This window comes from Acinetobacter sp. BZX-2, assembly GCF_055179795.1.
On sequence record NZ_CM143686.1, the window covers coordinates 939484 to 951930 of the forward strand.

The 12447-nt window shown below is 40.6% G+C and carries 9 protein-coding genes; 7 read left to right on the forward strand and 2 right to left on the reverse strand.

Features of this window, described 5'->3' with window-relative positions; all coding sequences use genetic code 11:
* Nucleotides 1-120: 120 nt before the first annotated feature.
* Complete coding sequence (locus ACY45D_RS04385; RefSeq protein WP_463108606.1) at nt 121-2991, reverse strand: ribonucleoside-diphosphate reductase subunit alpha; 2871 nt, start codon at nt 2989-2991, stop codon at nt 121-123.
* Nucleotides 2992-3546: 555 nt separating this feature from the next.
* On the opposite strand from ACY45D_RS04385, the gene bfmR reads away from it, so the two are divergent.
* Together bfmR and bfmS are read left to right on the forward strand one after the other, a co-directional pair.
* Nucleotides 3547-4263, forward strand: coding sequence for a response regulator transcription factor BfmR (bfmR, locus tag ACY45D_RS04390; protein WP_463108607.1), 717 nt, complete (start codon nt 3547-3549; stop codon nt 4261-4263).
* Nucleotides 4264-4308: 45 nt separating this feature from the next.
* The gene (gene bfmS / locus ACY45D_RS04395) at nt 4309-5937 is read left to right on the forward strand and encodes a sensor histidine kinase BfmS (RefSeq protein WP_463108608.1); all 1629 of its coding nucleotides are present in this window, start codon (nt 4309-4311) and stop codon (nt 5935-5937) included.
* A gap of 449 nt (nt 5938-6386) precedes the next feature.
* On the opposite strand, the gene ACY45D_RS04400 is transcribed toward bfmS, so the two are convergent.
* Entirely contained in the window at nt 6387-6737 is a 351-nt protein-coding gene (locus tag ACY45D_RS04400) for a hypothetical protein (RefSeq protein ID WP_463108609.1), read from the reverse strand.
* Between the two features lie 741 nt (nt 6738-7478).
* Between ACY45D_RS04400 and ndhC the strand changes: the two genes are divergently transcribed.
* From ndhC to nuoF, 5 genes are all read left to right on the forward strand, one after another.
* Entirely contained in the window at nt 7479-8027 is a 549-nt protein-coding gene (gene ndhC / locus ACY45D_RS04405; protein WP_463108610.1) for an NADH-quinone oxidoreductase subunit A, read from the forward strand.
* A 7-nt stretch (nt 8028-8034) separates the two neighbouring features.
* Nucleotides 8035-8712, forward strand: a complete 678-nt coding sequence (locus tag ACY45D_RS04410) for a NuoB/complex I 20 kDa subunit family protein (protein WP_463108611.1) — start codon at nt 8035-8037, stop codon at nt 8710-8712.
* Nucleotides 8713-8798: 86 nt separating this feature from the next.
* The gene (gene nuoC / locus ACY45D_RS04415; protein ID WP_463108612.1) at nt 8799-10586 is read left to right on the forward strand and encodes an NADH-quinone oxidoreductase subunit C/D; all 1788 of its coding nucleotides are present in this window, start codon (nt 8799-8801) and stop codon (nt 10584-10586) included.
* A gap of 13 nt (nt 10587-10599) precedes the next feature.
* On the forward strand, nt 10600-11109 hold the full coding sequence (gene nuoE, locus ACY45D_RS04420; RefSeq protein WP_463108613.1) for an NADH-quinone oxidoreductase subunit NuoE: 510 nt from the start codon (nt 10600-10602) through the stop codon (nt 11107-11109).
* A complete protein-coding gene (gene nuoF, locus ACY45D_RS04425) occupies nt 11106-12437 on the forward strand; it encodes an NADH-quinone oxidoreductase subunit NuoF (RefSeq protein WP_463108614.1) in 1332 nt (443 codons plus the stop codon). The genes nuoE and nuoF overlap by 4 nt, the downstream gene beginning before the upstream one ends.
* Nucleotides 12438-12447: the final 10 nt, after the last annotated feature.

Genomic DNA, 12447 nt, shown 5'->3' on the forward strand with positions numbered 1-12447 from the left:
CCTCTCCCTAACCCTCTCCTTTAAAAAAGGAGAGGGGACTCAACACTGTTTTAAATGAGGTTTGTCCCCCTCCTTCTAGGAGGTGAGTAGTATTGCTACGCAAGGGAGGTCAATTAAAAATTACTGACAAGCTTCACAATCAGGATTGTCGATTGAACATGCCATAGGTACTGGAGCAGCTTGAGAGAAACCATCTTCTTCAGTCGCAACTTCAGCTTTAACTTCTTGCGCAACCGCAACGACTGGTGCAGCAACAGTTGTCGGTTTAACAGCGTTCAATGCACCTGTGTTGATCGTAGATTTCTCAGCAGATGTCGCACCTAATGCACGAAGGTAATAAGTGGTTTTAAGACCACGTAACCATGCCATTTTATAAGTGATATCCAACTTCTTACCATTTGCACCAGAGATGTAAAGGTTAAGAGACTGAGCTTGATCAATCCATTTTTGACGACGAGAAGCTGCGTCAACGATCCAACGTGTATCCACTTCAAACGCAGTTGCAAAAATTGCTTTTAATTCTTCAGGAATACGTGCAATTTTTTGTACTGAACCTTCAAAGTGTTTCAAGTCATTGACCATCACAGAATCCCAAAGGCCACGGTCTTTCAACGCACGTACTAAGTACGGGTTGATCACTGTAAATTCACCAGAAAGGTTTGATTTTACATATAGGTTTTGGAAAGTCGGTTCGATTGACTGAGAAACGCCACAAATATTCGAAATCGTTGCAGTTGGTGCAATCGCCATCACATTTGAGTTACGCATACCGTCTTTTTGAACTTTGGCACGTAATGTGTCCCAATCCAAACGTTGTGTACGGTCAACTTCAAACATGCGTTCAGGACGAGACTTCGCAACGATGTCTAAAGAATCGATTGGTAGAATCCCTTGATCCCACAATGAGCCTTTAAATGTTGAGTAAACACCACGTTCAACAGCCAAATCACTCGAAGTTTGGATCGCATAGTAGCTGATCACTTCCATAGATTCATCAGCAAAGTCTACCGCTGCATCTGAACCATAACCCATACCCAATTCATATAAAGCATCTTGGAAGCCCATGATACCCATGCCGACTGGACGATGTTTCATGTTTGAATTACGTGCTTGTTCAACTGCATAGTAGTTAATGTCAATCACGTTATCGAGCATGCGAACAGCAGTCTTCACTGTACGTGCTAATTTTTCACGGTCTAATTGACCACCTTGAACGTGTTGCACAAGGTTGATCGAACCTAAGTTACATACTGCAATTTCATCTTTATTGGTATTTAAAGTGATTTCAGTACATAAGTTTGATGAATGTACGACACCTACGTGTTGTTGTGGTGAACGTAAGTTACATACATCTTTAAATGTGATCCATGGATGACCTGTTTCGAACAACATAGACAACATTTTGCGCCATAAGTCTTTCGCACGGATTTTCTTATGAAGCATGTTGCTTTCTTTGGCAATGCCTTCGTAGTAGGCGTAGCGTTCAGCGAATTCAACACCAGTCAAATCATGTAGGTCAGGTGTTTCAGATGGTGTGAACAATGTCCATTCAGCATCTTCAATCACACGTTGCATGAATAAGTCTGGAACCCAGTTCGCAGTATTCATGTCATGGGTACGACGACGGTCATCACCCGTGTTTTTACGAAGCTCTAGGAATTCTTCAATGTCTAAGTGCCAAGTTTCAAGGTACGCACATACTGCACCTTTACGTTTACCACCTTGGTTTACTGCAACAGCTGTATCATTGGCAACTTTAAGGAATGGTACAACACCTTGTGATTTACCATTGGTTCCTTTGATGTATGAGTTTAATGCACGAACTGGCGTCCAGTCATTGCCTAAACCACCTGCCCATTTAGAAAGTAGGGCATTGTCACGCATTGCGCCATAGATGTCATACAGATCATCTTGGATTGTCGTTAAATAACAGCTAGATAACTGTGGACGTAACGTACCTGAGTTAAATAGAGTCGGTGTAGACGCCATATAATCGAAGCTAGACAATAAGTCATAGAATTCAATGGCACGTTCTTCACGCTGTTCTTCATTTAACGCAAGACCCATCGATACACGCATGAAGAACAATTGCGGAAGTTCGAAACGCACATCATTTGAATGGATGAAGTAACGGTCAAATAAAGTTTGTAAACCTAAATAGGTAAATTGGTTTGAACGCTCAGGTTTGATCGCAGTAGCCAATTTAGCAAGGTCAAAGTTTAAAAGTTCAGGAGATAAAAGCTCAAGCTCGATCCCTTTTTTCAAATAAGTTTCGAGCGCATCGCCTTCGATAGTATCTGTGGCTAAACCTAAGAATTTAAGACCTGTTGCAACCAAATCATCACGCAGTAAACGTGCAGTCACATAAGTATAGTTTGGTTCTTGTTCGATACGGGTACGAGTCGCCATCATCATCGTGGTTGAGATGTCTGACTGTTTTACACCGTTATATAAGTTTTTAACTGTTTCATCGACAATGGCTTGAACGTCAATCCCTTCTAAGCCTTCGCTTGCTTTTTCAATCGTCGCTTGAAGTTTACCCAAATCTAGAGGCTGAAGCTGACCATTCGTATCTAAGATTTGTAAGGTCGGATGATGATGAGCACCCGTTTGTTTACGTGCTTCAGAGCGTTGCTCACGGTAAATCACATAAGCACGAGCAACTTTTTGTTCGCCAGTACGCATAAGCGCCAATTCAACTTGGTCTTGAATTTCTTCAATGTGAATTGTTCCGCCAGAAGGTAAACGGCGATTAAAAGTATTCATAACCATTTCTGTTAATTGTGTAATACGGTCATGAATTCGGCTTGAGTCAGCACTTTGTTGGCCTTCAACAGCTAAAAAAGCTTTACCAATTGCTACAGATATTTTATCTGCATCAAAAGCGGCAACGTCACCAGTGCGTTTAATCACTTGCAGTTGACCTGGGGTTGTAATGGCGTTCATTGTCAGCGTAGCTCCATTGTCATCATTGTTATGTTTATGGACCATTTGAATCGGATATATTGTACAAAATATTATCACGATGTTTGAGGACTAAACACAATACTTAGTGGTTTAATTTAATTTAGAACACAAGATACGGTAATTTTTAAGGTAGATCAATATTGACATTTTAAGAATGTTTTATCCCTAAACAATAAATTTTTATTTGCTTCTTTCTTCCTAAAAGAACCGTTTTTGTTATATGCCTTATTTGACAAGGGCATAGCATAACAAAGTCTGTAAAGAGTGCTTATAGATAAGTGTGTGGATAAGTCAAAAAGCGATAAACTGTTTAGACATAATATGAACAATGAAATATTTTGTTTAAAAAACTATCTGGTTAAAGCATGTAAACAAGAATCTAAGAAGTATTGTGGTTTACAGAAGAAAAGTACTAATAATTCAATCATTAATAAAAATATAACAAATTGATGCACTCATGTATCAGTTTGGTGAATGAGGTCTTGTTTACATTGTAAACGTGTGTATATTGCAAAACATAGTGTGTTGAATCTGCGAGATTTGTACGCAGATACCGAAATTAAATACAGGGGCAAATAGATGAGCCAAGAAGAAAAGTTACCTAAAATTTTAATCGTTGAAGATGATGAGCGTTTGGCTCGCTTGACTCAAGAATATTTAATTCGCAATGGATTAGAAGTTGGGGTAGAACCTGATGGTAATCGTGCCATCCGTCGAATCATTGCCGAACAACCAGATTTAGTTGTACTTGATGTCATGTTACCGGGTGCTGATGGCTTAACCGTTTGTCGTGAAGTGCGTCCACATTATCATCAACCGATTTTGATGTTGACAGCACGTACAGAAGATATGGACCAAGTCCTTGGTTTGGAAATGGGGGCAGATGACTATGTCGCTAAACCTGTACAACCACGTGTTTTACTTGCGCGTATTCGTGCTTTATTACGTCGTACCGACAAAGCACCTGAAGACGAAGTGGCACAACGTATCGAATTTGATGATCTCGTGATTGATAATGGTGGCCGTTCAGTGACTTTGAATGGCGAACTTGTCGACTTTACCAGTGCTGAATATGACTTATTGTGGCTGTTGGCTTCAAATGCGGGTCGTATTCTTTCTCGTGAAGATATCTTTGAGCGCTTACGTGGTATTGAATACGATGGTCAAGACCGTTCAATTGATGTCCGTATTTCACGTATTCGTCCAAAAATTGGTGATGATCCAGAAAATCCAAAACGTATTAAAACAGTACGAAGCAAAGGTTATCTTTTTGTTAAAGAAACCAATGGTATCTAATAGAATTCATCCCTTTATGCATCATTCCTTTTAAGGACAACTTCGGTGTCAAAACACAGCATATTCCTGCGTATCTACGCAGGACTTGTTATTCTTGTGGTCTTAGTTGCGCTATTTGGGTATTTGTTGGTGCAAATCATCAACTATCAACGTGCGCAAGAATATCGTGAATCATTGACAGATGGTATCTCATTTGTCATTAGCGAAGGTGTGGCACGTCAGCAAACTGAACAGCAACGTTTAGATTGGATTTCTGATGCATCTGATTTATTGGAATTACCCATTTATTATTTGGATGCACAAAAAGTTGATTTGTCACGCACTGAAGAAAAGCGCATAGAAAGTCAAAAAGCGGTTGTGCGCTATGATGCTGAATTGGGGATCGCCTATTTAGTCCTTGGGATTCGAAATGATCCTAAGCACTATTTATATATCAAGGTCGATCAAATTGGTGAGCGTCAAATGAAGGCCTTACCCGTCTTTATTTTGGATTATTTGGTTTACTACCCAGGGCAAGAACGAGAATATCTTAAAAAAATCCAGCAGCATTTTTACTATGATGTTGGTGTAGAGAAAATTTCTCAGCTAAATTTAGATTCTGAGCAAATCGGGCGATTACGTTCAGATCAAAGTGTGATTCTATGGCGTGATAGTGCGACAGCACGTGGTACAACCATATCGATTGTTTCTCCATTGCCTAACTCGCCTACAGATGTATTGGTCATGGGGCCTGTGCCGATGTTTAATTGGATGCCAGTTAAACTTGCCGCAGGTATTACATTGCTGAGCATGTTCTTACTGTGCTTAGGTGTTTATGGCTTGATTGTGCCCATGCAACGTAAGTTGAAACAAGTCAATGAAGCCTTAGACATTATGAAAACAGGGGATATGTCGCAACGTGTTCCTGTTGAAGGCCATGATGAAATGGCAAGCTTGGCAAGCAGTTATAACAGCATGTCTGACCATATACAGCGTTTGATCGAGGCGCAACGTGAGTTGATGCGCGCCGTATCGCATGAGTTACGTACACCTGTTGCACGAATACGCTTTGGTATGGAAATGTTGGCCGATGAAGAAGATTATGAATATCGCTTGCAACAAGTAGAAATGATTGATAAAGACATTGAAGCGTTAAATACGCTGATTGATGAAATCATGACTTATGCTAAGTTGGAGCAGGGCACACCTTCTTTAGATTTTGAAAAAATTGCTTTAATCGATGTGTTACAACAAGTCGCAACTGAAACGGAAGCATTAAAAACCCAGAAAATCATTCATTTGAATCCACTTGCTAATGATGTTGTTGTCGATGCAGAACGTCGTTATTTACATCGAGTGGTGCAGAACTTGGTGGGTAATGCAGTGCGTTATTGTGATAACCAAGTCAATATCAGTGGTGGCATCGATCATCAAAAAAATATGGCATATGTCTGTGTTGAAGATGATGGGCCGGGGATTCCAGAAGAAGATAGAAAACGTGTCTTTGAGGCATTTGCCCGTTTAGATGATAGCCGCACACGAGCTTCGGGTGGTTATGGCTTGGGTTTATCGATTGTAAGCCGTATCGCTTATTGGTTTGGAGGCACCATTCAAGTGGATCAAAGCCCTGAATTAGGTGGTGCAAGATTTACCATGTCATGGCCCGTCAATCGCTTTAAAAAGAAAAAAGTTTAACTGTGAAAAGCTTAATTGTGAATTGAAGTATTTTTCAGATTTAAAGTTTCAACCTAGTCAATTGTTGAAAATCAATCGACATAAAAAAGCGCCAATCAGATTCGGCGCTTTTTTAATATTTAATCTGAGTTTGGGATAAGATATGTTCCCAACGATATGATACGCGGAAACGTCAGTCGCATTGTTCGAGGCAGGGCTGCGTCTGTAATATACTGTTTTTGCGATATATTGGGTACTTGATGGTATCTGTCGAGTTGGCGACTGACAAATGGTTTTGCCTTTGCGTGGCAGTGCCACTCATCCCGAAAGCCTTGCGAGGTAATACCTCTCAGGTCGAACCGAAGGTTAATCCTTACATCTGACTTTAAACGGTAAGACTCTGCTGTGCCTGATCTATCTTTTCAATAACTTACATCAAGGTTTATCCCGAACTGGCGTTATTCAGTATTTTATTCTTGAGTTGTCGCATCAGGTGCAATAAACGGCTTGCCTTCTTTTAGTGATTGTAACGCATCAGCATTAAAGTCAATTAACAAGCTATTTTGTTCAGCATCAATTTTAAAACCACTGATAATTTTTTGATCCCCTTGAATGGTATCAATACGATATTCATCAGCAATATTGAGAATACCTTCTAAATTTGTCGTTGTAGCCGCTAAATCTTGGCGAAATAGTTCGTAAATATCCCTTAAATCAAAAATTGCATTTTGTGCATCAGGATGTTTTTTAACATAGTTTTCAAGATGGCGAATGATTAATTGGGCAAACAGAAAATAATTAGGTTTACTTGAGAATTCCACGTTATTTTGCTCCTAAGTTATCGGTTTAAAATTATTGATAAGTTATTAATTCTTAGCATACACAGGAAAATGATTGAATGTTGTATAAAGTTAATTAATCCGTGTTGTTAAATTGAAATTTTTCAATGGCTAAAGGCCGATTTATTTTGAATAAGGTAGGTGAAAAGTAGGCGTTCTCATCCTTCAGTATTTTTAATATAGGCTTTTATGCTTAAATCTAAGGTTTAATTTGATAATAATCATATTTAAAAATCTAAAAATAGAATTTATTTTAATTATTTTGTCGCATGTTGATAATTTGATTAAGTGTTTAAAAAGGTGAATTTATTTTACTACATAGAATGTAACAAAATGTGTAACAGTTGAAATTCTCAAATTGATCGCAAAGATGGATTCCATCATAGAAAAAAGCACTAAAAAAGCACATTTTTTATCAGCAAGCGCACAACTAAGCTGCTGATTTGTCATTTTTAATTCATATACTGCATTTGTAGTTCGGAAAATATAATGATAATAGGGGTTTATATTTAAGAAAACGATAAAAAGCAGCTGTATTGGCTTAAATAATGCCGAATTGTGTATTTTGCATAAAAAATCATCCGAAAGACTTAGAGTGATTAACTAGCAACAGATGACATCAATCGGGTACAATTGATCGGATTTATTTTGTGTTTGGTGTATTTACTAGGCCAATACATACATTCTTTAGTTAATAATAGGCCTGCCAGGAGTTATCCCCGCATGAGTGCCATTACTCCATACGAATGGGCAATTATTGCCTTCGTGATCGGCGTTACATTTCTATGTGTCTTTATGCTCACCGTTCCTTTGCTCCTTGGGGGTAAATCTTGGGGACGTGCGAAGCAAGAGCAATTTGAATCAGGTGTGGTAAGTGCTGGTGGTGCACGTATCCGCTTATCTGCAAAATTTTATTTGGTTGCAATCTTCTTTGTCGTGTTCGATTTGGAAGCACTGTACCTATACGCATGGGCGAATTCTGTTCGTGAAGTGGGTTGGGTTGGTTTTGCAACTGCGGCTGTATTTATTTTAGTTTTGCTTGTTGGTTTGGTTTATGAACTTTCAACTGGCGCACTTAACTGGGCACCTTCAGATCGTCGTAAAGCAGCAGGTATCAAACCTAAAGTAGGTTCGCCGAATATGGACCTTGCAGAGATTACTCGTTTCAACTCTATTGAAGAGTTAGTTGTTGACCCTACAGGTACAATTCCAGCTCAATCATCAGGTCGTGTGAAATCTAAATCTCCGACTATGTCACTGAATAAGGAGTAACTCGGGAATGAAATATACTTTAACCCGTGCGAATCCAGAAGCTGAGCAATATCCACTTCAAGATCGTCAAATTGTGATCGATCCACTTGAAGAAGAAGTGAATAAAAATGTGTTTATGACTCGTTTAGAGGACGTAGCACATACAGCTGTGAACTGGGGCCGTAAAAATTCATTATGGCCTTTCAACTTTGGTACGTCATGCTGTTACGTAGAATATGCAACAACTTTAACTGGTGTGCATGATTTATCACGTTTCGGTGCCGAAGTTATTCGTGCTTCACCACGTCAAGCCGATTTAATGATCGTTGCAGGGACATGCTTTGTAAAAATGGCGCCTGTAATTCAACGTTTGTATGAACAAATGCTTGAGCCTAAATGGGTGATCTCAATGGGTGCATGTGCGAACTCTGGTGGTATGTACGATATTTACTCAGTTGTACAAGGTGTAGATAAGATTATTCCTGTTGACGTGTACGTTCCAGGCTGTCCACCTCGTCCTGAAGCACTTATTCAAGCATTGATGTTGTTACAAGACCAAATTCAATTAGAGCGTCGTCCACTTTCTGCAGTGATCGGTGATGATCTTAAGCCAGTGTATAAGCCAAAGATGATGCCTGAACGTGATCGTAAGAATGCAGAACGTATTGCTGTTAAAAACTTACGCTCTATGGACGAAATTGAGTAATTTTTACTGATGAATGTTTGACATATCCGATGGATATGATCATCAGGAAATTTCACAGAATTTGTATTAAATAGGAAGCCAAGCCAATGGCTGAAACTGAAATTGCTATGCCAGAATCGACTCCAGTCGATTCACGCCCAGCATTTGCGATTGTAGAAGATCTCAAAGCCAAATTTGGCGAGAACTTCTACGTGCAACCGACGTTTGAAGATTTTCCAACGGTCTGGGTTGAGCGCGCACGTGTACAAGACGTTTTAATGTACCTACGTACAGTGCCACGTCCTTATGTGATGCTGTTTGACCTGTCAGCAGTAGATGAGCGTTTACGTACTCATCGTGAAGATTTACCTGCATCTGACTTTACGGTTTTTTATCACTTGCTTTCTTTAGAACGCAATAGTGATATTCGTATCAAAGTCGCATTGAATGAGAATGATATTAACATTCCAACAGCGACCAATATTTGGCCAAATGCCAACTGGTACGAACGTGAAGCTTACGATATGTTTGGGATCAATTTCGAAGGGCATCCAATGCTCCGTCGTATTTTGTTACCGACGTATTGGGAAGGTCATCCACTGCGTAAAGAATACTCTGCACGTGCGACTGAATACACGCCGTACATGCAAGACAAAGCAAAACAAGATTTTGAACAAGAACATCTTCGTTTCGTTCCAGAGGACTGGGGTCTAACCCGTGGTAATGACGATGAAGACTTCATGTTCCTAAACTTAGGTCCTAACCATCCATCTGCTCACGGTGCGTTCCGTGTGATTTTGCAGCTTGATGGTGAAGAAGTGAAAGACTGTGTACCTGATATTGGCTATCACCATCGTGGTGTGGAAAAAATGGCTGAACGTCAGACTTGGCATTCTTTCATTCCATATACAGACCGTGTGGACTACTTGGGTGGTTGTGCGCAAAACATGCCTTATGTGATGGGTGTGGAGCAAATGGCAGGAATTACTGTTCCTGACCGTGCACAATGTATCCGTGTGATGATGTCAGAATTATTCCGTATCAATAACCACTTGTTGTATATCGGTACTGCAATTCAGGATGCGGGTGGTATGACTCCAGTATTCTATATGTTTGCTGACCGTCAAAAAATCTATGACGCAATTGAAGCGATCACAGGTTTCCGTATGCATCCAGCTTGGTTCCGTATTGGCGGTACTGCACACGATTTACCAAACAATTGGCAAAAGCTCATTCGTGAAATTCTCGAATGGATGCCTAAGCGTATGAATGAATACTACACCGCTGCATTGCGTAACTCAGTATTTATTGGTCGTACTCGTAATGTTGCACAGTACGATGCAAAATCTGCATTGGCTTGGGGCGTAACAGGTACTGGTCTGCGTGCGACAGGTATTGATTTTGACGTTCGTAAATATCGTCCATACAGTGGCTATGAAAACTATGATTTCGAAGTGCCATTGGAGTATGAAGGCGATGCTTATGCACGTGTCATGGTGCATTTCCATGAAATTAACCAATCATTGAAGATCGTTAAACAATGTTTGGATAATATGCCATCTGGTCCGTATAAAGCAGATCATCCATTGGCTGTTCCACCACCAAAAGACAAGACTTTACAAGATATTGAAACTTTGATTACGCACTTCTTGAGCGTGTCATGGGGTCCTGTAATGCCAGCAGGCGAAGCGTCTGTAATGGCTGAAGTTGTGAAAGGTGCATCGAACTACTACTTGACTTCAGATAAGTCAACGATGAGTTACCGTACCCGTATTCGTACGCCAACATTCACACATCTACAGCAAATTCCTTCCGTGATTAACGGCAGTCTTGTATCTGACTTGATCATTTATTTAGCGACTATTGACGTCGTTATGGCTGACGTGGATCGCTAGGGGTAGACGCATTATGATGATTTTGACTGATAAAAAGCCACGTGTGAATGTTGAAGGGATTTTGACTACTGACGAAATCCATGAAATTGAACATCACATTGGTCATTATCCTTACCCACGTGCAGCATCTTTGGATGCGCTAAAGTGCGTACAACGCCGTAATGGTTGGGTGGATGATGCACAGCTAAATGCGATTGCTCAATTACTGACAATCAGTGTTGCTGATCTTGAAGGTGTTGCAACCTTCTATAACCGTATTTATCGCCAACCTGTTGGTCGTCACGTAATTTTATTGTGTGACTCAATTGCTTGCTTCTTGATGGGTGCGGAAACTTTGGCGGAAGCTTTTCAACGTGAATTGGGTATTCAATTTGGTCAAACAACTGCAGATGGTCGTTTCACTTTATTGCCAATCTGTTGTTTAGGTAACTGTGACAAAGGTCCTACTTTGATGATTGATGAAGATACTCACGGCTTGGTTGAAGTGACATCAATTCAACAGTTATTGGAGAAGTATGTATGAATACCGAACCAAAACCAATTTATGGCGAAGGTAACCCTGAAACCCACCCATTGACATGGCGTTTGAGTAAGCAAGAATCTGTACGCAATGCAGATGATTATGAAGCACTTGAAGGTTATGCAGGCTTTAAAAAAGCCATCACTATGCCACCGAAAGATGTGCTTGAAGTGATTAAAGCAGCGACTGTAAAAGGACGTGGTGGTGCAGGCTTCCCAGCAGGTATTAAATGGTCATTGATGGCACCTAATGATGGCGGCCCTCGTTATTTGATCTGTAATGCCGATGAGATGGAACCAGGAACATTCAAAGACCGTTTGTTGATGGAAAAACTTCCTCACCAATTGATCGAAGGAATGTTGATTGCAGCTTATACCCTTGAAACAACGCAAGGTTATATCTTCATTCGTGGTGAATACATCGAAGCCGCTCAATATTTAAATGAAGCTTTAGAACAAGTTCGTGCCAAAGGTTACTTGGGTGACAATATCCTCGGAACAGGTTGGAACTTTGATTTACACGTACATACAGGCGCTGGTCGTTATATTTGTGGTGAAGAAACTGCATTGATTAACTCGCTAGAAGGCCGTCGTGCGAATCCACGTACTAAACCACCTTTCCCACAAGTTGCGGGTGCTTGGGGTCGTCCTACGATTGTAAACAACGTAGAGACCTACAATAACTTGCCTGCAATTATGTTGCGTGGTCCTGAATGGTATATCAATCTTTCAGCAGGTAAGTCGAAAGATCCAGGGACAAAAATTTATGGCGCATCAGGTAAGGTGAAATTCCCAGGTCTATGGGAACTTCCGTTTGGTACGACTGCACGTGAAGTGATTGAAGACTATGCGGGTGGCATGCGTGACGGCTTAAAACTTAAAGCATGGTTACCGGGTGGTGCATCAACGGACTTTTTGGCTGCTGAACACATCGACCTTCCAATGGATGCCGAAAGCATCATGAAAGCGGGTTCACGTTTAGGTACGTGTTTGCTGATGGTGGTGGATGAAACGCAATGTATGGTTTCAGCGACACGTAACTTAGAAGAGTTCTTTGCACGTGAGTCATGTGGTTTCTGTACGCCTTGCCGTGATGGTTTACCTTGGGCAGTTAAAGCGCTTAAAGCAATTGAAAATGGTGAAGGGAAGATGGAAGACATTCAACATCTTCAGGAACTCACACGTAAATTGTGGATTGGTAAGACTTTCTGTGCTCACGCACCTGGTGCGATGGAACCACTTATGGGCGCACTCAAATATTTCCGTAGCGAGTTTGAAGCAAAAGTGACAGATCGTCCTGCTGCTCAAGCAAGCAACGTAGAACAAGTTTAAGGAACTCGAC

Bases quoted from the DNA above. Each gene is read 5' to 3' on its own strand.
- ACY45D_RS04385 (WP_463108606.1), bottom strand. From the start codon at position 2,991: ATGGTCCATAAACATAACAATGATGACAATGGAGCTACGCTGACAATG.
- bfmR (WP_463108607.1), top strand. From the start codon at position 3,547: ATGAGCCAAGAAGAAAAGTTACCTAAAATTTTAATCGTTGAAGATGAT.
- ndhC (WP_463108610.1), top strand. From the start codon at position 7,479: ATGAGTGCCATTACTCCATACGAATGGGCAATTATTGCCTTCGTGATC.
- ACY45D_RS04410 (WP_463108611.1), top strand. From the start codon at position 8,035: ATGAAATATACTTTAACCCGTGCGAATCCAGAAGCTGAGCAATATCCA.
- nuoC (WP_463108612.1), top strand. From the start codon at position 8,799: ATGGCTGAAACTGAAATTGCTATGCCAGAATCGACTCCAGTCGATTCA.
- nuoE (WP_463108613.1), top strand. From the start codon at position 10,600: ATGATGATTTTGACTGATAAAAAGCCACGTGTGAATGTTGAAGGGATT.
- nuoF (WP_463108614.1), top strand. From the start codon at position 11,106: ATGAATACCGAACCAAAACCAATTTATGGCGAAGGTAACCCTGAAACC.